The sequence below is a fragment of the Pseudomonas sp. NPDC078700 genome, assembly GCF_044542375.1.
Lineage (GTDB): Bacteria > Pseudomonadota > Gammaproteobacteria > Pseudomonadales > Pseudomonadaceae > Aquipseudomonas.
On record NZ_JBITUI010000001.1, the window covers coordinates 984,361 to 1,006,958 of the forward strand.

The following is a 22,598-nucleotide window of genomic DNA, read 5'->3' on the forward strand; positions in this document are numbered from 1 at the left end:
CAAGATGCTGACAATCAGGGGCTGTACGGATATAACAAACGCTCAGCCAATGCATCCGCCACTCGTGCAGGTGGGCGTTTATCTGCTTGCGCGTGGCCAAATATCTCGGTCAAGCGTGAACCGATCTTGGCCAGGTGAGCGGTGATCGAAGGCAAGCTTTCACCCTGATGATTGAGCGCGACGAAAATCAACCCGCCGGCATTAATCACATAATCAGGGGCATAGAGGATGCCACGGGCTTGCAGCGCATCAGATATCTCAGGACTTGCCAGTTGATTGTTAGCGGCCCCGGCTACCGCAGAGCAGCGCAGCTTTGCCACCGCCTGAGCATCGAACACACTGCCCAAGGCACATGGGGCTAAGATGTCACAAGGCACGCTCAGTATTTCGCTGTTGGCTACGGGATGCGCACTGAACTGCTCAATGGCCAACTCGACCTTTCCTAAATCCAAGTCACTGACCAACAACTCAGCACCTGCGGCATGGAGTTGTTCGGCCAGGGCGTAACCCACATTGCCTAACCCTTGGATAGCCACGCGCAGGCCTTCCAGGTCATCTGAGCCCAAACGGGCATAAGCAGTGGCGCGAATACCTGCAAACACACCCATTGCCGCATGGGGTGACGGGTCCCCAGCTTGCGTGGTGCTGGTCACATGTTGAGTGGCCTGAGCAATACAGTCCATATCGGCACTGGAAGTACCGCTGTCCATGGCCGTGATGTAGCGGCCATTGAGTGTCTGGATAAAACGGCCAAATGCCTCGAATAACGCAGCCCGGTCATTGACATGGCCAGGACGCAAAATCACAGCTTTGCCACCGCCTTGCTTTAAACCCGCAAGCGCTGCTTTGTAACTCATGCCTTGGGCAAGACGCAGCGCATCCTGCATCGCCAGTTGAGTGCTGGCGTAAGGCAGGAATCGGCAGCCACCCAAAGCAGGTCCAAGCTGGGTGTTATGAATCGCAATAATTGCCTTGAGACCTGTCTGAGGGTCCTGTACGACATGTAGCGTCTCAAACTGGGCAGCGTCCATGATGTCAAACATAGTATGGCTCCCAAGGGTCTGAAGCGCCGGGTTGCGGCGCAACAGTCACAGCCCCTATTACGGACTGAAGCAAGTATAGCTGGCCGCTAATAGTGCAACTGACAGCCTCAGCATAAGCCGGTGCAGCGCCCTACAGAGTTTGCATAAGCAACACCGTCACTTGGCGTGATACCGGGGTGCAAATTTAACCTTTGGGTACTGGACGCCGTGCCACAACAGGGTTACAAATGGCATATCAGAGGTATGCCATGAGCCCACGCGAACGCTGCTTTGCTTGTCTTGCACAAAGCCCGCCTGCATTGTTTGAGGCAGCGCTGTGGCTTGCCGCTGAACATGATTCAAGCGTGCAGCCTGGCGACACACTCGCCGAGCTTAATGAGCTGCTGCATCAGGTCAGGTCGCGGCTACCACATCTGCCCGCAGCGCAATTGGCGATGCCGCTGCTGCGCTGCCTGAATGACCTTGATTTTCACGAAGATGAAAGCGCACCACTACGCCCCCAAGCCAGCCTGCTGCATCTGGTGATGCGCCGTCGCCGGGGTCAACCTCTGGCATTGGCGATAATCGCTCTGGAACTTGCCCAACAGCTCGATATTCCCCTGCAAGGCGTGAGCTTTCCGGGGCACTTTTTAGTCCGCGTGCCGGGTGCTGACCATATGCTCGACCCTTGCAGCGGCCGCCGCTTGTACACTCAGGATTGCCGCGCCCTGCTGATACGCTACTTTGGCAACAACAGGGAGTTGCATGCAGAACATCTGGCAGCCAGTGACGCGCAAAGTATCATCCAGCGAATGTCGCGCAATCTGCGCCACTTGCATGTACAGGATGATGATTACCTGGCCGCGCTAAAAGATGCAGAGCGGGTGCTAAAGCTTGGCCCGCCCACTGCTGGCGACCACTTGGCCCGCGCCGATATTTATCAAAAGCTGGCGTGCCCACAAGGTGAGCGTTTTGATATTGAACGCGCCCTGATGCTTAGCGATGCCAGCACTGAGCAGTTAGCACTTAGCCAGCGCCTGCGCCAACTGGGTCATGTCCAACCGCTGCATTAACCCCTGGCTACAACAGCCCCTGAGCTTTGGCACTGGCAACCGCTTGGGTACGGCGTGCCACACCGAGCTTGCCATTGATGCGGCGCGCATGGGTTTTCACCGTGTGCAGCGAGATGAACAGTTGATCCGCCACTTCTTGATTGGAACACCCCTTGGCAATCAACCCCAGCACCGCGAGTTCGCGACGACTCAACAAGGTATCTGCACTGCTGCTGACAACGTCTGCCATGGCAACATCTTCGCCTCGCTGGGACCACAAGCGCTGGTAGTTCAAACGCTCTGCAAGTGCTTGTAGTTGAGTGCGGGTATCGACCTCGCCTTCGGCGTCACCCATCACTTCACACGCGCGACTTAGCATCGACCAAAGCTCACAAGCCAGGGCTAATCGCCCCTGCTCAATCATCTCATTGAGCAGGATTCGCAAGGGTTCACGTACATCCCGACCTTCACTCAAGTCGATGTTCAAGAGTGAATAGCGCAGCCGCACAATGAGCTCCGGATAGTACTGCGGGGGCAGCATGGCTTGCTCGCGCTTGTGGTACTCAAGCACTCGGGTAAGCGCCTCGCGCGCACGCTCATTGTGGCCCTGGCTTATCCACAACTGACTGCTGGCTAACAACAATACCCCCCGGTACAGGGTGTCGGCCACGCGCTGGCGCTGCATGAGCCGCTCAGCCTCAGCAAGCAACGCAAAAGCACCGGCAATATCATCCTCGCAGGCTGCCAACTCAGCTATTGCCAGATAACTGTAGAAGGCACCCGGATCACCGTAGCCAAGCGCCTCACTCATGGCGGTGTGCAAAAAGCAGCGTGCATGCTCAAACTGGCCTTGGCGAATTGCCAGCCGCCCTAGTCGCAGGTGAATACGCCCCCATACCGGCGTGTTACGCAATGCTTGATACTGGTAGTGATCGCGCACTCGCCCTAACAACGCCTGGGCGCGAATAAACTCGCCGCGCACTTCAAGCAGTAAGGCGTGATCAAGTTCAAGTAACGCTTCAAACACAGCACTGCCATGACTTCTGGCGACCTTGAGCGCCTCATGACTCAACCGCTGAGCCTCATCGAGCCGGCCCTCACCAATGGCTATCTGAGTCAGCACCGAGCGGCACATGAGGGCTTGCGCCCAAGCACATTCCGGTAGGTATTGAAGTGCCTGCTGCAGATGCTGAATGGCCTGTTCACTGCGTACCCGCAAACAGGCTTCAACACCTTTTAACGCTTGCCATTGCGCGAACAGTTCGGTGGTGTGCGAAGGGTCGGGTTGTGGCTGGAACCTTCCCAGCGCGGCGGCGCAATGGCTTGCCTCGTCCAAACGCCCCGCCAGTAGCAATATCCAGGTGTTCAACACCACGAGCCTTGGCGTGCTCATCAACAAGTCTTCTGGCAAGTCCGCACGCCACCGCAGGATCAAGCCAAGGTCTTTGCCCTGAAGTAGATTTTCCTCGGTAACACGCTCGAGAAAACTTGCCGCAACCTCAAGCTGACCCGCTTTCAGTGCATGCTCAACGGCTGAAGGAATATCACCATTGGCGGCAAACCACCGGCCAGCACGCTCATGGATAGCGCTTATAGAAACATTAAGTGAACTGTGGCGTAGCTGCATCACCAGCGGTGGATACAATTGAAACCATTGGTTCTGATCATCCATCGGCTGGATAAACAGACCACGGGCGCGCAGCGCTTGCAGCCTTTTTGCGCCCTGCCCCAGTCCAAATACGTGCTCACACAACTCGGCGTTAAAACGTGAAAACTGCGCCAGTTGCACAAGCGCCTGACGCAACTCCAGATCCAGCCCCGCGAAGACTTCATGCTCGATATAATCGAGCAATACGCTACTACCACTTGGCGCATGGGCGCTTACAAGGCGCGAATTGCGCGCAGTCAAATGCAACAACCGCATGGCCGCAGGCCAACCGGCACACCGCTCAAATAGTTGCTCTGCATAGGGCGGGTTAGTGGCGTCGATATTGCGCAGCCACTTGCACAGTTCTTCGTAACTAAAGGCTAATTCTTTGCTGCCGATTTCGAACAAGTCGCCCTCAAGCAGCAACCGGGGAAGATTACATTGCGGTCGCCGCCGACTACTCAACCACCAGCAAATAGAATCAGAGGCACTGCCGATCAGACGATCAAGGCAGTTATCCAGCAACTCATTGGGTTCACGTGCATAGTCGTCAAGAATGATCCATAACTTGCGAGATTCAGTGCTAAGCGCACGCTGCAGCTGGTGCTCTGTAAGCTCACGGGAATAACCAAGGGCGCTGCACAACTGCTGACATAGATCGGCTCTGCTCCATGGCGCACCGGCGCAATTAAGCCAAAGCACTGTTCGATCAGCTGGGCAGTCGCGAATGCAGTCAGCCAACAAGATTGACTTTCCAAAACCTGCTGGCGCAATTAATAAGCGCACACGACAAGTCTCAGCCAACAGCCGCTGCTGTAACTGCGATCGGTTAACGTGCCCAAGCGGCATTTTAGGTAATGTGGTTTTGGCGCTGACTGGAAGTGCCACGTCAGCAGAACATGCGTATGCGCTCATGACCACTCATAGTTATTGTTGTTGAGCCTGTAGCTTAGGACGCTACCGCCTATTGCGCCTGTTATAAAGCTCAATAAAGCCGACTGATGGCCAACAATAAAAAAGCCTCTAAAACCGCCCAGCAGCTGCGGCCCTAGCCTTTGAGGTAGCACGTAAGTAGAAGCCCGGTTATCGACACAACACAGGCGTATTCAAATCGGTACGCCGTATTCAAATCGATACAAACGCATCAGCTTGCGCTATATCTGGCCTCCCAAGCATTGCTGGCGCAAGGCCCAAATACACCGTATTGATTTCAATACAAAGCAAGTCGGTAAAATACCGAAATAACCAATCAAACCATTGATTTTACTGGCTATATTGCCAATGGCACTCACCTTGCAGACTGTTCCACAACACGCCCGCTAATCGCGAGCACTGGATCATCGCCTGCACAAGAAAAAGGCGAGACTGTCACTTGAGGAGTTCACATGAGCGAATTGCGTTTTACCGTCGAGCACGAATGGCTGCGTCAAGAAGCAGATGGCCTGGTAACCGTTGGCATCACCGCCTTTGCCCAAGAAGCACTGGGTGACGTGGTATTCGTGCAATTGCCGGAAGCGCAAAGCTACAGCGCTGAAGCTGAGGTTGCGGTGCTGGAGTCAGTTAAAGCCGCCAGCAATATCACCATGCCGCTGGACGGCGAAGTGGTAGAAATCAATACCGACCTCGAAGCCAGCCCTGAACTGGTCAACGAAGACCCACTGGGTAAAGGCTGGTTCTTCCGTTTCCGCCCTGCAAACCCAAGCGCCATCAATGACCTGCTCGACCAGGCTGCTTACGATCGCCTGCTTAACGCCAACGCTGACGCCTGAGGCTAGCTGATGACTGACCTGACGACCGAAAACGAATTTATCGCACGCCATATCGGCCCACGCGACGCTGACACCGATGCCATGCTCAAGCAGCTTGGCTATGACTCGCTCGAAGCACTGAGCGCCAGCGTTATCCCTGAGAGCATCAAAGGCACCAGCGTACTGGGGCAGACTCCAGGCATGAGCGAAGCCGATGCACTGGCCAAGATCAAAACCATCGCCGCCAAGAATCAGCAGTTCAAGACCTTTATTGGTCAGGGCTATTACGGCACCCATACGCCATCGCCGATTCTGCGTAACCTGTTGGAAAACCCAGCCTGGTACACCGCCTACACCCCTTACCAGCCAGAGATCTCCCAAGGTCGCCTGGAAGCGCTGCTTAACTTCCAAACCCTGGTCAGCGACCTATCCGGCTTGCCAATCGCTAACGCCTCGCTACTCGACGAAGCCACGGCTGCCGCCGAAGCGATGACATTCTGTAAGCGTTTGTCGAAGAACAAAGCCAGCAACAGCTTCTTTGCATCCAAGCACTGCCACCCGCAAACCCTCGACGTCTTGCGTACCCGTGCTGAGCCACTGGATATCGAAGTTGTTGTCGGTGACGAAGCTGAAATCACTGATGCCAGCGCCTACTTTGGTGCCCTGCTGCAATACCCGGCCAGCAATGGCGACATCTTTGATTACCGTGAATTGGTTGAACGCTTCCACGCTGCCAATGCGTTGGTTGCAGTGGCCGCTGATTTGCTCGCCCTGACCCTGCTGACGCCTCCAGGCGAATTCGGCGCAGACGTTGCCTTGGGCAGCGCTCAGCGTTTCGGCGTACCACTGGGTTTCGGTGGCCCACACGCGGCTTATTTCGCCACCCGTGACAGCTTCAAGCGTGACATGCCGGGCCGTCTGGTCGGTGTTTCGGTAGACCGTTTCGGCAAGCCAGCCCTGCGTTTGGCCATGCAAACTCGCGAGCAACATATCCGTCGCGAAAAGGCCACGAGTAACATCTGTACAGCCCAGGTTCTGCTGGCCAACATCGCCAGCATGTATGCGGTCTACCACGGCCCACAAGGCTTGACCCGCATTGCCAAGCGCGTGCACCAGATGACTGCAATCTTTGCTCAAGGCTTGGCTAAGCTGGGCTTGGCTGTTGAGCAAGAAAACTTCTTCGACACCCTGACCATCGCTACCGGTGACCGTACAGCAGCCATGCACAAGCATGCGCGTGAACTGTCGATCAACCTGCGTGAAGTCGATGCTCAGCGTGTGGGCGTGTCGTTCGACGAAACCACTGACCAAGCCGCTATCGAAAGCCTTTGGCAAGTCTTCGCCGAGCCGGGCAACAGCCTGCCAAACTTCGCTGAACTGGCTAAAGCTGTGGCGAGTCGTTTGCCGCAAGCACTGCTGCGCCAGTCAGCCATCCTTAGCCACCCGGTGTTCAACCGTTATCACTCGGAAACCGAGCTGATGCGCTACCTGCGCAAGCTGGCTGACAAAGACCTGGCACTGGATCGCAGCATGATCCCGCTGGGTTCTTGCACCATGAAGCTCAACGCAGCCAGCGAAATGATCCCGGTGACCTGGGCTGAATTTGGCAACCTGCACCCATTTGCTCCAGCCGAGCAAAGCCAGGGCTACCAGCAACTGACCGATGAACTGGAAGCCATGCTTTGCGCGGCGACCGGTTATGACGGTGTGTCTCTGCAACCCAATGCCGGTTCCCAAGGTGAGTACGCCGGGCTGCTGGCAATTCGTGCCTACCACATCAGCCGTGGCGACGATCAGCGTGATATCTGCCTGATCCCACAATCGGCTCACGGTACTAACCCTGCGACCGCGAGCATGGTTGGTATGCGCGTCGTGGTGACCGCATGTGATGCCCGTGGCAACGTCGATATCGAAGACTTGCGCGCCAAGGCTATCGAACATAAAGATCGCCTCGCGGCACTGATGATCACCTATCCGTCGACCCACGGCGTGTTTGAAGAAGGCATCCGCGAGATCGCCCAGATCATCCACGACAACGGTGGCCAGGTTTACATCGACGGCGCCAACATGAACGCCATGGTCGGCCTTTGTGCCCCGGGTCAGTTCGGCGGCGACGTATCGCACCTTAACCTGCACAAAACCTTCTGCATCCCGCACGGCGGCGGCGGCCCAGGTGTTGGCCCTATCGGCGTCAAGGAGCACTTGATTCCGTTCCTGCCGGGCCACGCCAACATGGCGCGCAAAGAAGGTGCGGTCAGCGCAGCGCCATTTGGCAGCGCGAGCATTCTGCCGATCACCTGGATGTACATCAGCATGATGGGCGGCGAAGGCCTCAAGCGCGCATCGCAGTTGGCTATTCTTAACGCCAACTACATCGCCCGTCGCCTTGAAGAACACTACCCAGTGCTCTACAGCGGCACCAATGGTCTGGTGGCTCACGAGTGCATTCTGGATATCCGCCCGATCAAAGACGCCAGCGGTATCAGCGTTGATGACGTGGCCAAGCGCCTGATCGACTTCGGTTTCCACGCGCCAACCATGTCCTTCCCGGTTGCGGGCACCTTGATGATCGAGCCGACTGAAAGTGAATCGAAAGAAGAGCTGGACCGCTTCTGTGACGCGATGATCGCCATTCGTGACGAAATTCGTGCAGTGGAACGCGGCGACCTCGACAAAGAAAACAACCCGCTGAAAAACGCCCCGCACACCGCCCTTGAACTGGTGGGTGAGTGGACGCACAGCTACAGCCGTGAGCAGGCCGTTTACCCGGTTGCCTCACTTATCGACGGTAAGTACTGGCCACCGGTTGGCCGAGTCGACAACGTGTTTGGTGATCGCAACCTGATTTGCGCTTGCCCGTCGATTGAAGCGTACCAAGACGCCTAAAACGTCACCCGACAAACGCCCGCACGGGTTGCGGGCGTTTGCCCCAATTATTCAAACCTGGTGCGTTTATCACGGGCCAGGAGGATTGCCGTCATTAACCATGACGGCAACCAACACCTGAATGCAGACCCGCAATCAGGCATGCAGCAAAACTCAGCGTCTGAACACAACTGTAAAACCTATAAAAGCAGCACATTCCAATCGCAATACCACTGCAAACAGCCCCTATCGAGCGCAGGCTACCCCTGACGCTAACAACAACAAAAAGGTGCGTTCCATGGAATTTCTCAACACATTAGTTAACTCAATAAACGGACTCGTCTGGGGCCCACCTATGCTGGTGGCGATTCTCGGCGCAGGCCTGTTCCTGATGCTACGCCTGAAGTTTATGCCGATCAGCAAGATTGGCGCGGGCTTCAGCCTGATGTGGCAAGGCCGCAAGAAAGACGACGACGCCAGCGGCGAAATCAGTCCGTTTCAAGCACTGATGACGTGCCTGGCGGCAACTGTAGGTACCGGTAATATTGCCGGCGTGGCCACCGCTATATTCCTGGGTGGCCCCGGCGCGCTGTTCTGGATGTGGTGCACCGCTCTGGTCGGCATGGCAACCAAGTACTGCGAAGTGGTGCTGGCGGTTCACTACCGCGAGAAAGATGAGCGCGGCGAGCATGTCGGCGGCCCGATGTACGCGATCAAAAATGGTCTTGGCCAAAAGTGGCTATGGCTGGGTACTGCATTCGCCATCTTTGGCGGTCTGGCAGGCTTTGGCATCGGCAACATGGTTCAGGTCAACAGCATGGCCCATGCCCTCGAGAGCACCTTCAATGTGCCGTTGTGGGTAACTGGGGTTGTCAGCATGGTCGCAGTCGGCCTGGTTATCCTCGGTGGCATCAAGCGCATCGGTGTTGTGGCGGCTGCACTCGTGCCATTTATGTGCATCGCTTACATCATCGCCTCCATCGTGGTGTTGGTGGTGTTTGCCGATCAGATCCCCAACGCCTTCAACCAGATTTTCACTTACGCTTTCAGCCCTGCAGCAGCCACCGGTGGTTTTGCCGGGGCAGCCGTCATGGCGGCCATCCGCTTTGGCGTCGCGCGCGGTATTTTCTCCAACGAAGCCGGTTTGGGCACTGCTGGTATCGCCCAAGCAGCTGGCACCACCAACAGCCCTGTTCGCTCCGGCATGATCGGCATGCTCGGCACCTTTATCGACACCTTGGTGATCTGCACCATGACTGGCCTTGCCATCATCTGCTCGGGCGTCTGGACCAGCGGCATCAGTGGCGCAGCCCTTTCAGCATCGGCCTTTGAGTCAGCAATGCCTGGTTTTGGTGGTGCATTCCTGAGTATCGCGCTGGTGGTTTTTGCCTTCACCACTATTCTTGGCTGGAGCTACTTTGGCGAGCGTTGCTGGGAATTTATGGTCGGCACTAAAGCGATCAAGCCGTTTCGCATTATCTGGGTGCTAGCCGTGCCATTTGGCGCTATCGCCCAACTCGACTTTGCTTGGCTGCTGGCTGACACCCTCAATGGTTTGATGGCCCTGCCCAACCTGCTCTCGCTATTACTGTTGAGCCCTATTGTGGTCAAGCTGACTCGCGATCACTTCAACCCGGACATCGTTAAACGCAGCGTCGAATCGCTGCAGCGTTAATTCAATATGCGCGAGCGATAAGCGCTCGCGCCCGACTTTAAGGACAGCCGCAATGTTCTACAAAAGCCTGACCCTGAACGAATACGATCCAGCACTGGCACGCGCACTGAATGCAGAAGACCGCCGCCAGGAAGATCACATTGAGCTGATCGCCTCAGAAAACTACACCAGCCCAGCGGTGATGGAAGCCCAGGGCAGCGGCCTGACTAACAAATACGCCGAAGGTTATCCGGGCAAGCGTTATTACGGCGGCTGTGAGCACGTGGATGTAGTTGAAAGCCTGGCAATCGAGCGCGCCAAGCAGCTGTTCGGCGCTGACTATGCCAACGTCCAACCTCACTCAGGTTCATCCGCCAACTCGGCGGTGTACCTGGCACTGCTGCAAGCGGGCGACACCATTCTAGGCATGAGTTTGGCCCATGGCGGTCACCTCACCCACGGTGCCAAAGTCAGCTCCTCGGGCAAGCTTTACAACGCCGTGCAGTACGGCATCGACGAACAAGGTCTGATTGATTACGCCGAAGTCGAGCGCCTGGCCCTTGAGCACAAGCCAAAGATGATTGTTGCCGGTTTCTCGGCTTACTCACGCACACTGGATTTCGCCCGCTTCCGCGAAATCGCCGACAAAGTAGGTGCGTACCTGTTTGTCGACATGGCCCATGTTGCCGGGTTAGTGGCTGCTGGTTTGTATCCCAATCCAATGCAGTACGCTGATGTGGTCACCACCACGACCCACAAAACCTTGCGCGGCCCACGTGGCGGCTTGATTCTGGCCAAGGCCAACGAAGAGATCGAGAAGAAGCTTAACTCGGCAGTCTTCCCTGGCAGCCAAGGTGGCCCGTTGATGCACGTTATCGCTGGCAAAGCAGTGTGCTTCAAAGAAGCCATGGAGCCAGGCTTCAAAACCTATCAACAGCAAGTGATCAACAACGCCCAGGCCATGGCCGAAGTGTTTATCGGTCGCGGCTTTGAAGTGGTTTCTGGCGGCACTGATAACCACCTGTTCCTGCTCAGCCTGATCAAGCAGGGCCTGACAGGCAAAGCTGCCGATGCGGCCTTGGGTGCAGCACACATCACTGTTAACAAGAACGCGGTGCCTAACGATCCTCAGTCACCATTTGTCACCTCTGGCATCCGCATTGGCACCCCGGCGGTGACCACACGCGGCTTCAAAGAAGGCGAGTGCCGTGAACTGGCTGGCTGGATTTGCGACATTCTCGATGAACTGGACAACCCTGCAGTCATCGAACGTGTACGGGGTCAGGTAAGTGATTTCTGCAAGACCTTCCCGGTCTACGCTGAATAAGTAAGACGCCATACAGGGTGTGTTACCAGCAACTCCAGATGCGGTCTGGCGCGACCCGCGCAGACCGCAGATAACCGAGGTTTTATGTCTCTCAGTGTTTTTGACTTGTTCAAAATAGGTATCGGTCCTTCCAGCTCACACACCGTTGGACCGATGCGCGCGGCTGCACGCTTTGTCGAAGGCTTGCGCCGCGATGACCTGTTGGCCAGCACCGAGCGGGTTAATGTGGAACTCTATGGCTCCCTTGGCGCGACCGGCAAAGGCCACGGCAGCGACAAGGCCGTGTTGCTCGGCCTGCTTGGCGAACAACCCGACAGCGTCGACACCCGCACAATTGATGAGCGCCTGAAGGCTATTCGAGCTGCTAAGAAAATTGATTTACTCGGCGAAAAAACGATTAATTTCGTCGAAAAAGAACACTTGGCAATGATTCGCAAACCCTTGCCCTTTCATCCCAACGGCATGATCTTCCGTGCCTTTGATCAGGCAGGCTTACAAACCCGCAGCCGTGAATACTACTCAGTAGGCGGCGGCTTTGTGGTGGACGATGAAGCCGCCGGTGCCGACCGTATCGTCGAAGACCAAACCAAACTGCCCTACCCCTTCACGACCGGTAAACAGCTGCTGGCGCACTGCGCTGAGCACAACCTGTCAGTTAGCCAAGTCATGCTCGCCAATGAGGCGGCTTGGCGACCGGAAGCAGAAACCCGTGAACGCCTGCTCAATATCTGGCAGGTGATGCAAGATTGCGTCACCGCAGGCTGTAACAACGAAGGCATCATGCCCGGCGGCCTAAAGGTTAAACGCCGCGCAGCAGCCCTTTATCGCCAGCTTTGCAAAAACCCAGAAGCCAACATGCGCGATGCACTCAGCGTGCTGGATTGGGTCAACCTTTATGCCTTGGCGGTCAATGAAGAAAACGCCAGTGGCGGACGCGTTGTCACCGCCCCCACCAATGGCGCAGCTGGCATCATCCCCGCGGTACTGCATTACTACACACGCTTTATCAGCGGTGCCAACGACGATGGCGTGGTGCGTTTTCTGCTCACGGCGGCAGCAATCGGTATCCTCTACAAAGAAAATGCCTCGATCTCCGGCGCTGAAGTCGGTTGTCAGGGCGAAGTGGGCGTCGCTTGCTCTATGGCTGCGGGGGCTTTATGTGAAGTGCTGGGCGGCAGCGTACAGCAAGTTGAAAACGCCGCCGAAATCGGTATGGAGCACAACCTCGGCCTGACCTGCGACCCCGTCGGCGGATTGGTCCAGGTTCCCTGCATTGAACGTAACGCGATGGGCTCGGTTAAAGCTATCAATGCAGTGCGCATGGCACTGCGTGGCGACGGTCATCACTTCATCTCACTGGATAAAGTGATTCGGACCATGCGCCAGACTGGTGCTGACATGAAAAGTAAGTACAAAGAAACCGCTCGCGGCGGTTTGGCCGTAAACATTATTGAATGCTGATTGAGCGCTGCACGCTCAACAGGCGCGCAGCGAAAAGAATACCAAGGAGACCTGCATGACTACCGAAACCCTCGCAAAAACCCCATTGCACGCGCTGCACCTTGAGTTGGGCGCACGCATGGTGCCGTTCGCTGGCTATGACATGCCGGTGCAATATCCACTCGGCGTCATGAAAGAGCATTTGCAAACGCGGGATCAAGCCGGTTTGTTTGATGTATCGCACATGGGCCAGCTTGTTCTAAGGGGGGCCAATGCAGCTAAGGCGCTGGAAACTCTGGTCCCGGTTGACATCATCGACCTGCCCGTTGGCATGCAGCGCTACGCCATGTTTACGGATGAAAACGGCTGCATCCTTGACGACTTAATGGTCGCCAACCTCGGTGATGACACCCTGTTCTTGGTGGTCAACGCCGCCTGCAAGGATCAAGATCTGGCCCACCTGCGCAAGCACATTGGTGAGCAGTGCGAGATTGAAAGCCTGTTTGAGTCACGCGCTCTGCTAGCCCTGCAAGGCCCGAAAGCAGTTGACGTACTTAGCCGTCTCGCACCAGAAGTCGCGAAGATGACCTTTATGCAATTCACCCAGGTGCGCCTGCTCGGTGTTGACTGCTTCGTCAGCCGCTCTGGCTATACCGGCGAAGATGGCTATGAAATCTCAGTACCCAATGAAAACGCTGAGACCCTGGCGCGCAGCCTGTTGGCTGAGCCAGAAGTCGAGGCGATTGGCCTCGGTGCCCGCGACTCACTGCGCCTAGAGGCCGGCCTGTGCCTGTACGGCCACGACATGAGCACCAGCACCACACCCATCGAGGCCAGCCTGCTCTGGGCCATGTCCAAGCCACGCCGCGCCGACGGTGCTCGCGCTGGCGGCTTCCCGGGCGCAGAACATATCTTCGCCCAACAGCAAGCTGGCGTTGCCAGCAAGCGCGTTGGCCTGCTGCCGCAAGAGCGTGTACCTGTGCGTGAAGGCGCTGAAATTGTCGATGCGGATGGCAACACCATCGGCACAGTCACCAGCGGCGGTTTCGGCCCAACACTGGGTGCGCCGGTCGCCATGGGTTACGTACAAGCCAGCCATGTGCCGGTGGGCAGCGATGTCTGGGCAATCGTTCGCGGCAAGCGCGTGCCAATGAAAGTGGCCAAAACGCCGTTTGTAGAACAGCGCTACTACCGCGGCTGATCGACCAGGCAATAGCAAAAAAGCCCGTATGTCACGATACGGGCTTTTTTGTGCCTGAGTGGTCAGCCTGTTGTTACTGCGCTTCGCCCATAATCGCCTTTAAGGCATCGGGGCGTGGCGCACCCTGCTGTTGCTGCATGCGCCCGTTTTTATCCAGATAAAAAATCGCCGGAGTCGCTTGGCCGCCTAGCTCGCCCATTAAGGCGACATTATTGTCGAGCTGCTTTTGGATCTCTGCTGGAATGGTTTTCAACGGCTTAAGTGAGCTGGACTGACCCGCTGACTCATGCTCATGAAGCGCACTTTCAGGCGACTTGGCCGTGAGTATTGCCGCGGCCTTGCCTTCGCTGTCCTCGCGAATGATGCCGACCATGATGTGCCGAAGTTGCACCTTTCCGGACTCAACCCAAGGGCGCGACTGCTTCCAGAACATTGTGCAGTACGGACAGTTCGGGTCGCTGAACACATAAACCACCCTTGGCGCATCGGCTTTACCATCCGCCACCCAATGGCTTTTCTCCATGCGTGCCCACATTTCCTTGGCCATCGGCTGATACACCAATTTCTCCAGCGGTGCCTCGCTGAGGTCAGCGCCCTGCTCATCCAGTAAGGTGCCGAGCAGGACGTGCTTACCATCGGGCATCAAGTACAGCGCCATGGCCTGACCATTATATTTAGCCGCAAATCCCTGCATGCCACCGGGGGCATCAAACTTGCCGACCACCTCAGCGCCGCGGGCCTCTACAGCTTTGATCGGTGCTGGCCATTCTTCGGCGTGCAGGCTTAGAGCCCCGGCGCTCAAAAGCGCCAGAACCAACCCACGGGAAACGTTAATCATTGTTTATCATCCTTTCTAAACAGCTCTAGTACTTGCGACAAACTGGCCTCCGACAACTCACCCAAGTGACTGCCAATCTGCCGCCCCTGTGCGTCGTAAAACACCGTAGTCGGCAGCGCGCGTGAGCCAACCAGTGGCCCAAGTACTGCGCGACTATCCAGTAATACATTGCTCATATTGAGCTGACCGACCTGCAGGAATCGACTGATTTCATCCTGACCTTCGCCTTGATTGACGAATAAAAAGGTCACTTCAGCATGGCGCTTTTGCGCCGCAGCCAACACCGGCATCTCCCGCCGACAAGGTGGACACCAGGTCGCCCAAAGGTTGACCACCAGCGGTTTGCCCACATAGGCACTCAGATCGACGTCTTTGCCGTCCAGCGTCTTCAGCGCTACCTGCGGTAATCGCGTGCCCTGCTCCAGCGCACGCATCAGTGCTGTTCCTGAACCCCAGACTAACAGCCCCGCGACCAGCGCAATACTCAGTGGCCGGCGCATCGACGGCTGCTTGATCAGAAAATACACACCCAATGCCAGTGCCAGCAAGACGCCAGGCCACGCAATAAAACCGCCGTCGCGCAGATCGATCACCTGCCACAAATCATTCTGAAAGTGCTCAAAGTAACGCACTACAAAGGCGCAGCGCGCACCCAGAATGCCAACCAAGAACATCATAAAGAGACGGTTTTCGGGATTGCTCTTGGCGTTACGCCCCACCCACCAGCCAACCAGCGTGGCGACAAAAAGACTGGTTAATAACAACAAATGTGCCGCTGACATATTCAACGGCCCAAGGTTAACGCTGAGCATCTGCAGTCCTTGATATCAGCTGCACCTATGAAGGCAAACAACTGCGACCCATCCAGTGAATAAAGGGTTCAGCAAAACCTCACCGCGAGCGTTACAAACTATGTTCGACTCTTAACGCAAGTGTTCAACCATATCGGCGATCACACTGAGCACATCTTTACCCAGTTGCGCCGAACGCTGGCCATTCCAACCCGTGCGTGGGCACGGCGTATCATTGTGATCTTTAAAAGGCATCTCGATGGTAAACGCCAGGCAATCAAACTCCATTCCCACGGAATTGCACGCCAGGGTGGTGTTGGCTTTACCTGGCTCGCTGCGTGGATAACCAAAGCGGGTCTGAAACTCAGCACCACTGGCGATCAAACGGTCGCGAAAATCGTTCTCGAGCGTTTCAAGGCGCGGGCCATACCCGGGATTACCCTCACAGCCAGCGGTGAACACATGGGGAATTTCTTCATCGCCGTGGATATCCAGAAACAGGTCGACTCCAATCTTGCGCATCTGCTGCTGAACGAAATACACCTCTGGGCTTTGTTCTTCACTGGCCGACTGCCAAGCCCGGTTGAGGTCCTGACCCGCGGCATTGGTGCGCAAATGCCCACGGTAAGCACCGTCTGGGTTCATATTCGGCACCAGGTATAAATCAGCGTGCGCTAACAAGTGATTGAGCTTAGCGTCTTCACTGTTTTGCAGGCGCTCAATCACGCCTTCCATATACCACTCAGCCATATGCTCGCCGGGATGCTGTTGAGCAATAATCCAGACCTTGCGCTGCGCATTAGGGTTGCGACTGACCTTTAGCAACTGAATGTCGCGCCCTTCAATACTTTTGCCCGTTGCGATGACCTCTGCCCCAGCATCAGCAACGGCAGTGGCGATTAGTTGATCGTGGCGCTCACGGCTGTAGGGCTCAAAATAGGCAAACCATATCTGCGGTTGATGGGGCGCTAGTTCAAAGTCGAGCGCGCCATCCTGAAAGCGACTCGGCACCCTGAACCACTTTTTCTGATCATAGGATGCCGCGGTGTCGTAACCACTCCAAGCGTGGCTGTAGGCGGAGTGATGGGCATTGATCAGGCTGAAACCAATCGGCCGGCCAGGGGTAAGGCCATCCACTTTGAAGTGAAACCACTGGAAGTGATGACTGCATAGATCAGGGCGAATCTCCAGCAAGACCCGCTGAGGATTACTGGCATCAATAACCTCAATATTGCCACTGTCGAAATCACAACTGATCTGCATATGCACCTCAACACATTGAATTCATAAACGCTCTAAAGCATCGCAGTTCCAGCCCCGCTTGCAAACGGTATAAACAAGAAAAAACCGCCTTTGACGCGTCAACAGCTTGCTCGGCTGGCGATCATTTGAAAACCCAAAGCACCCGAGTCGCCTGCTGGCTGAGATTGGCATAACGAAAATGGCTGTGCGGCGGCAGTTGAAAGCCATCATTGGCTCGCAAGGTCACAGGACCAGCTTGACGTTCGCCCTCAGCATCAAACCAAATGGTCAGTTCACCCTCAAGTACAAAACCACCTTGCTCGGAGCTGTCATCCAAATGCCCCTCGCCACTGCTCGCCCCGGGTGCCAAATGACTTTCCAACATGGAAAAGCCCGCCGACATGCTTGGCGAGACCAGCACATCGGTGATATCTCCGGCGTAATACAAGGTGCGGCGTTCATCTGGGCGAGTCACCCAACTGACTTCCCGAGGCTTGCTTAGATTGTAAAAGTAGCTGGTAGAGACGCCCAACGCTTCTGAAATGGCGGTGAGATCAGCCACCGTTGGTTTTGAGATAGCCCGCTCAACCTGCGACAGAAACCCCACTGAACGACCCACCTGCTCAGCCAGCGCTTCCAGGCTGACTTTCTTGTGCTTGCGCAAATCGCGAATCAGTATTGCCAGCCCTTCAACTTCATCCTGCATGTCCATATCAGCTCCTCAAAGGGTGTGTTACACGACATCACGCAGTCGATACCAGGCCTTGCCCAGCGCTTCGATAGGTGCAGCGAAGGTCGATCCGCCAGGAAAAGCCGGGTTATGCAACCCCTGATAAAGCTCCAGCAGTTCAGTATCACCAAGAATCGCATCAGTCACTGCGCGAGCGCCAGCAAGCGTGGGCAGCACGCCATGCCCGGAAAATCCTTGCAGCCAGTATCGGCGACCCTCACAGCCAATATCCGGGGTGCGCTTCAAGGTGCAATCGATATGACCACCCCATGCATAGTCCAGCTTGACCCCTGCCAACTGTGGAAATACCCGCTGAAGATAAGGCCTGGTTGCCGCAGCGACATCCTTAGGAATACCGCCCAAATAGGTGCAGCCACCCCCGAACAAAAGCCGATTATCTGGGGTGAGGCGAAAGTAGTCCGGTACAAACTGGTTGTCGATGACACAGCTGTTCTTCGGTAATAGTGACTGTGCGAGCTCTGCTGACAAGGGTGCGGTTGCGACTTGATAGGACCCCACAGGCAAAATGCGTCGGCTAAGTGGACGGTCCAATTGGTCAATATAGGCGTTGCAAGCCAGGATAAGCACATCAGCGCGCACCTCAGCGTTATTCGTTCGGGCGAGATAGCCCTCACCCGCCTGGCGGTAGTCCAGCACCTGACTTTGCTCGAAAATCTGTCCGCCTAATTGTTCAATCGCCGCCGCTAAACCTTGGGCAAGCTTAAGCGGATTAATATGTGCGCCTTGCGGATCGTAGAGCGCAGCCAGATAGCGCTCGCTGCCAATCCACTCACGCAGCTCTTCACCCGCGATAAAACGTACGCCTGGCGAACTCCATTTCTCATGGGCCTCACGCTCAGCCGCGTGTAGCTGAGCAACACGCTTCGCCAATACCGCGGTGTACAAACTGCCTGGGCGGTAATCAATATCGAACCCGTGACGCTGCGGCAACGCCCGCATTTCATCTGCGGCCCACTGCATACTGCCCCACAGTCGCTGAGCGCCACTCAAGCCCAGGGTCGTTTCAAAGGGTGGCATATCACATGACCAGCCAAGCAACGCTTGCCCACCGTTACGCCCTGACGCCGCCCACGCCAACCGGCTGGCTTCCAGCACGACAACGCGCTTACCAGCCTGCAACAGTCGCAACGCACAATGCAGACCACTAAAACCGCCGCCAATGATCAACACATCGGTATCAATCGATTCATTGAGCGTGGCTCTTAACTGCAGAGGCTCGGGATGGGTTGCCGCGTAATAGCTGCGGACATGTTGCGTGGACTGCTTGAACATAAGGGACTCATGAATTATTTGATTTATATTTTCATGAAAATTTACTATATAAATTTCACAAGGCCAAGATATGCAGAGTTTTTCCAACTTATTCACAGAGTTGTTGTCTCTGTGTAAGCCACAGCAACTCTCCTCTGGCGTTAGGGTTCAAACCTGACGAGGGTACGAGAAAACCAATCAAACATGGGCCTTTGCCATCGCTGAGGCTTGAACCATTCAGCACATAGTCATACCGTCGTATGCGGCATGCTCTCGTCAAATCAGGAATCAAAATGATGAAAACCAATTTACTGGTGCGCTCAACACTTCCCGCCCTGCTCTGCACGCTGCTTTTTCTCGGCGGTTGCGCCAGCAAAGATACCGACACTGAAACCACAGCGCCTGCTACGACTCCAGAGACGACTCAAGAGCAAAGCGTCAATCCCGAGTTCGATCAACTGCGTAAAGCCGCAGAAAATGGCGACGTAGAAAGCCAGTTCAAATTAGGCAGCGCTTATTTCGTCGGTCGTCCAATCAAAGATCTGAAGCAAGCCGAGATCTGGTGGAAAAAAGCGGCTGACAAAGGCCACTCAATGGCCGCTGTTAGCCTGGCCTACCTCTACACCGGTCGTGATGACGCCTCGTTTGCCAACCGCGATGCCATGCTCAAGTACTTGAACCAGTCTGCGGCTGGCGGTAACCCAATGGCGCAGCACATCCTTGGCAACCTTTACTTCACTGGCGAACACGGCGTAGCCCGCGACCCTAACCAGGCCGTTGCCCTGTACACCGCCGCCTGTAAAGCCAACTACCAAGTCAGCTGTGAAGCCTTGAAAAAACTGCAAACGCCTTAAGCATCAGTCATTCGGTATGAATAAATAACCCCGCTGCTGCGGGGTTATTTATTTTAGATGTCCAACTGCCTAACCGGGCGTACTTCCACGCAACCCACACGCGCCGCCGGGATTTTGCCAGCGACTTGAATTGCCTCATTCAGATCGCGGGCTTCAATTAGATAGAATCCGGCCAATTGCTCTTTGGTTTCCGCAAATGGCCCATCAGTTATTGAAAGTTGGCCGCCACGCATACGCACAGTTGTTGCACTGTGCACGGGTTGTAATGCTTCGGCGGCAAGCATCCGCCCACTGCGCTGCACCGCTTCAGCGTAGGCCCAACACTCTTCATCTTTTGGGCTGTCAGGGGCGGTATGTAGTTGTTGCTCGTTGCTGTAGACCAGACATAAATATTTCATCACTGTCTCCTGCATGAAGCGCCATCAAGGGGGTGTATGACCTAGTCGTTTTAACGGGGTCATTTTCGACATGCCTTTCCTGAGCAAGTCGCCACCGCTTAAACAGCAGCAATACCGTGGCCGGGCAGCTCGCAAGCAATAAAATATACGCACCCAGACGAATTATTAAATACCGGTTAAATTTTTATGTGGGTGTAACCTTTTAGGCGTCAGACAGTCTTAAATGAACCTTGGCTACGCGCATCAGAACACTGCCTGGACGCTGTACAACCGTACCCCGTACGCTAAATAGCCTTAACTAATACACAAACTAAGACAGGAATACACGCACCGCTAAAGTTTGCTAAATATCCTTCAGTAACTGGACATTCTCTAACCAATTGCGATAATCAACGCAGATCGACAACCCAGTCGACGCCTGCTTATACGATTGTGTTAATCGTCCGCATTAGCAGTTGCCCAACCAGCACTGCGTATTGAGTTAAAACAGACTGTACGCATTAGCCCGTGACACCGCGTGCTCATTACTCGCGTGATCACTTCAGAATACAACACAAACCTTGGGATTTAACGTGACCAAAGACGAACTGCGCGCCGAACTTGAGCGCCAGGCGCAGCGTTACAAGGATGTTTACGGCGGAGAAGTTTTAACCTACGCCGCTCAACCTGAACCGGAACGCAAGCCATGGCGCAAAAGAGCCTCTCTTCTCGACCAAGCTTTTGATAAAGAGATACAAAAGATCGAAAAGGAACTGGAAGACAAATCCGAGCCCTGAATCCTCGACCGCCAGACAGAGCTTTTTAACCTCCAACTGGCAGACGTGGTTCAAATCAGCGTTTTTTACTGCCTAATAAAGACCCCATCAAACCGCGAACTAACTGCCGACCAAACTGGTTAGCGGCTTGGCGCACGGCGGTTTTCATCGCCTGGCTGGCAAAACCACCCAGCAAGTCAGTTGCCATATCACCAAAGCTTTCATCTTCTTTGGCCGCTGTGCTTTTGCCTGCGGTTTTAGCGGGTGTTGATGCGTCTGGCTTAACCTCAGCTGCCGCAGCGCGCGCTGTCAGTAACTCGTAGGCCGACTCGCGGTCGATCGGTTTGTCATAACGTCCAGCCAACGGCGATTGTGAAATCAACTTAGCACGCTCAGCTTCAGTCAACGGCCCCACTCGCGACTGCGGAGGGGCAATTGACACACGCCTCACCATACCCGGCGTGCCTTTCTCTTCCATGGTGCTGACTAACGCCTCACCGATGCCTAGCTCGGTGAGTACACTGAGCGTATCGAACGCCGGATTCGGGCGGAAACCCTCGGCAACTGCGCGCAACGCCTTCTGCTCTTTAGCGGTAAATGCACGTAAGCCGTGCTGAATACGCAGACCCAGTTGGGCTAAAACGTCATCAGGCAAATCACTCGGTGACTGGGTGACAAAATACACGCCAACACCTTTAGAGCGAATCAGCCGTACCACCTGCTCCAAGCGTTCTTGCAAGGCTTTGGGTGTGTCGGCAAATAATAGGTGTGCCTCATCGAAGAATAGCGCCAGCACCGGCTTATCGGCATCGCCGCGCTCGGGCAGTTGCTCGAAAAGCTCTGCCAGCAACCACAACAAGAAAGTGGCGTACACCTTTGGTGCTTCATGCACCAAGCGACTTGCGTCTAACAAGTGCACCCGCCCATGACCGTCTGCATCAGGCTGAAGAATGTCCTCCAGTTGCAAAGCTGGCTCACCAAACAGTGCCTCTGCCCCTTGCTGCTCAAGGCTCGAAAGCCGGCGCAAAAGAGCCTGGCCCGAAGTTTTAGTGAAGAGCGCACCATCGTCACCCAGTACTTCAGGATGATCTTTGAGGTGATTGAGCAGCGCTTTCAAGTCTTTCAGGTCAAGCAGCAACAAACCTTCGCGATCGGCTACCTTGAAGGCGGCATAGAGTGCGGCTTGCTGGCTGTCACTGAGTTCTAGCAGCGAGCCAAGCAGCAAGGGCCCCATTTCACTCAAGGTGGTGCGCAGCGGATGACCACTTTTACCGTTAATGTCCCAGAGTGAGACCGGACAGGCCTTTGGCACATAGTTGAGCCACGGCATGCTGGCAATTCGCTCAGCAATCTTGCCTTGCGGGTTGCCCACTGCACCGATGCCACACAGGTCGCCCTTTACGTCTGCGGCAAATACCGCAACGCCGGCATCACTAAAGGTTTCGATCAAGCGCTGCAATGTCACCGTTTTACCGGTGCCCGTTGCCCCTGCGATCAAGCCGTGACGATTGGCTAAACGCAAAGATTGGCCGACAGGTTGTCCCTTAAGATCAGCGCCTAGAATTAATTCGTTTGCTTGAGCCATTTTTACCATCCTTTGGATTAAAGCTTTGCGACCCAATTGCCGACATACCCGACTAAGGAACCGCTGAAAAAGGTAGCAAGCGAAGGGAGAACAAGGCAAAAAATGCGAAAAAACGACCGGGGTCGCGCTCGACTTTAGGTGTTCTAAATGAGCGTTTTAGCCATTTTTTAACGCAG

18 protein-coding genes are annotated in these 22,598 nt (G+C 55.4%); 9 read left to right on the forward strand and 9 right to left on the reverse strand.

All coding sequences use genetic code 11. The annotated features are described in order from the left end of the window. Positions 1–14: 14 nt before the first annotated feature. Positions 15–1,043, reverse strand: coding sequence for a Leu/Phe/Val dehydrogenase (locus tag ACIGCM_RS04780; protein ID WP_397500867.1), 1,029 nt, complete (start codon positions 1,041–1,043; stop codon positions 15–17). Between the two features lie 248 nt (positions 1,044–1,291). Here ACIGCM_RS04780 and ACIGCM_RS04785 point away from each other — a divergent pair, with 248 nt between their 5' ends. Further along, positions 1,292–2,095, forward strand: a complete 804-nt coding sequence (locus ACIGCM_RS04785; protein ID WP_397500868.1) for a SirB1 family protein — start codon at positions 1,292–1,294, stop codon at positions 2,093–2,095. Between the two features lie 7 nt (positions 2,096–2,102). Here the strand turns inward: ACIGCM_RS04785 and ACIGCM_RS04790 are convergent, their stop codons facing one another. After that, entirely contained in the window at positions 2,103–4,637 is a 2,535-nt protein-coding gene (locus tag ACIGCM_RS04790; RefSeq protein WP_397500869.1) for a LuxR C-terminal-related transcriptional regulator, read from the reverse strand. Between the two features lie 470 nt (positions 4,638–5,107). On the opposite strand from ACIGCM_RS04790, the gene gcvH reads away from it, so the two are divergent. From gcvH to gcvT, 6 genes are all read left to right on the forward strand, one after another. After that, complete coding sequence (gene gcvH, locus ACIGCM_RS04795; protein ID WP_397500870.1) at positions 5,108–5,491, forward strand: glycine cleavage system protein GcvH; 384 nt, start codon at positions 5,108–5,110, stop codon at positions 5,489–5,491. Positions 5,492–5,500: 9 nt separating this feature from the next. After that, positions 5,501–8,356, forward strand: coding sequence for an aminomethyl-transferring glycine dehydrogenase (gene gcvP / locus ACIGCM_RS04800; protein WP_397500871.1), 2,856 nt, complete (start codon positions 5,501–5,503; stop codon positions 8,354–8,356). Positions 8,357–8,633: 277 nt separating this feature from the next. Further along, positions 8,634–10,010, forward strand: a complete 1,377-nt coding sequence (locus ACIGCM_RS04805; protein ID WP_397500872.1) for an alanine/glycine:cation symporter family protein — start codon at positions 8,634–8,636, stop codon at positions 10,008–10,010. A gap of 52 nt (positions 10,011–10,062) precedes the next feature. Beyond that, positions 10,063–11,316 (forward strand): serine hydroxymethyltransferase, encoded by a 1,254-nt coding sequence (gene glyA / locus ACIGCM_RS04810; protein WP_397500873.1) that lies wholly within the window; start codon positions 10,063–10,065, stop codon positions 11,314–11,316. Between the two features lie 84 nt (positions 11,317–11,400). Beyond that, the gene (locus ACIGCM_RS04815; RefSeq protein WP_397500874.1) at positions 11,401–12,777 is read left to right on the forward strand and encodes an L-serine ammonia-lyase; all 1,377 of its coding nucleotides are present in this window, start codon (positions 11,401–11,403) and stop codon (positions 12,775–12,777) included. Between the two features lie 55 nt (positions 12,778–12,832). Then, positions 12,833–13,957: a glycine cleavage system aminomethyltransferase GcvT gene (gene gcvT / locus ACIGCM_RS04820; protein ID WP_397500875.1), complete on the forward strand. Its 1,125-nt coding sequence runs from the start codon at positions 12,833–12,835 to the stop codon at positions 13,955–13,957. Positions 13,958–14,030: 73 nt separating this feature from the next. Here gcvT and dsbG read toward each other — a convergent pair whose 3' ends face one another. From dsbG to ACIGCM_RS04845, 5 genes are all read right to left on the reverse strand, one after another. Next, the gene (gene dsbG / locus ACIGCM_RS04825) at positions 14,031–14,795 is read right to left on the reverse strand and encodes a thiol:disulfide interchange protein DsbG (RefSeq protein ID WP_397500876.1); all 765 of its coding nucleotides are present in this window, start codon (positions 14,793–14,795) and stop codon (positions 14,031–14,033) included. After that, positions 14,792–15,607, reverse strand: a complete 816-nt coding sequence (locus tag ACIGCM_RS04830; protein ID WP_397500877.1) for a prolipoprotein diacylglyceryl transferase family protein — start codon at positions 15,605–15,607, stop codon at positions 14,792–14,794. Before ACIGCM_RS04830 ends, dsbG begins: the two co-directional genes overlap by 4 nt. Positions 15,608–15,718: 111 nt before the next feature. Beyond that, complete coding sequence (locus ACIGCM_RS04835) at positions 15,719–16,849, reverse strand: M14-type cytosolic carboxypeptidase (protein WP_397500878.1); 1,131 nt, start codon at positions 16,847–16,849, stop codon at positions 15,719–15,721. Between the two features lie 121 nt (positions 16,850–16,970). Beyond that, positions 16,971–17,540, reverse strand: coding sequence for a helix-turn-helix domain-containing protein (locus ACIGCM_RS04840; RefSeq protein WP_397500879.1), 570 nt, complete (start codon positions 17,538–17,540; stop codon positions 16,971–16,973). Between the two features lie 21 nt (positions 17,541–17,561). Further along, complete coding sequence (locus ACIGCM_RS04845; RefSeq protein WP_397500880.1) at positions 17,562–18,851, reverse strand: NAD(P)/FAD-dependent oxidoreductase; 1,290 nt, start codon at positions 18,849–18,851, stop codon at positions 17,562–17,564. A 272-nt stretch (positions 18,852–19,123) separates the two neighbouring features. Here ACIGCM_RS04845 and ACIGCM_RS04850 point away from each other — a divergent pair, with 272 nt between their 5' ends. After that, positions 19,124–19,684, forward strand: a complete 561-nt coding sequence (locus ACIGCM_RS04850; RefSeq protein ID WP_397500881.1) for a tetratricopeptide repeat protein — start codon at positions 19,124–19,126, stop codon at positions 19,682–19,684. A gap of 53 nt (positions 19,685–19,737) precedes the next feature. Here the strand turns inward: ACIGCM_RS04850 and ACIGCM_RS04855 are convergent, their stop codons facing one another. After that, positions 19,738–20,082, reverse strand: coding sequence for a YciI family protein (locus ACIGCM_RS04855; RefSeq protein ID WP_397500882.1), 345 nt, complete (start codon positions 20,080–20,082; stop codon positions 19,738–19,740). A 572-nt stretch (positions 20,083–20,654) separates the two neighbouring features. Here ACIGCM_RS04855 and ACIGCM_RS04860 point away from each other — a divergent pair. Then, positions 20,655–20,858 (forward strand): hypothetical protein, encoded by a 204-nt coding sequence (locus ACIGCM_RS04860; RefSeq protein WP_397500883.1) that lies wholly within the window; start codon positions 20,655–20,657, stop codon positions 20,856–20,858. Positions 20,859–20,913: 55 nt separating this feature from the next. Here ACIGCM_RS04860 and ACIGCM_RS04865 read toward each other — a convergent pair whose 3' ends face one another. Continuing rightward, complete coding sequence (locus ACIGCM_RS04865) at positions 20,914–22,422, reverse strand: helicase HerA-like domain-containing protein (RefSeq protein ID WP_397500884.1); 1,509 nt, start codon at positions 22,420–22,422, stop codon at positions 20,914–20,916. Between the last annotated feature and the right edge of the window lie 176 nt (positions 22,423–22,598).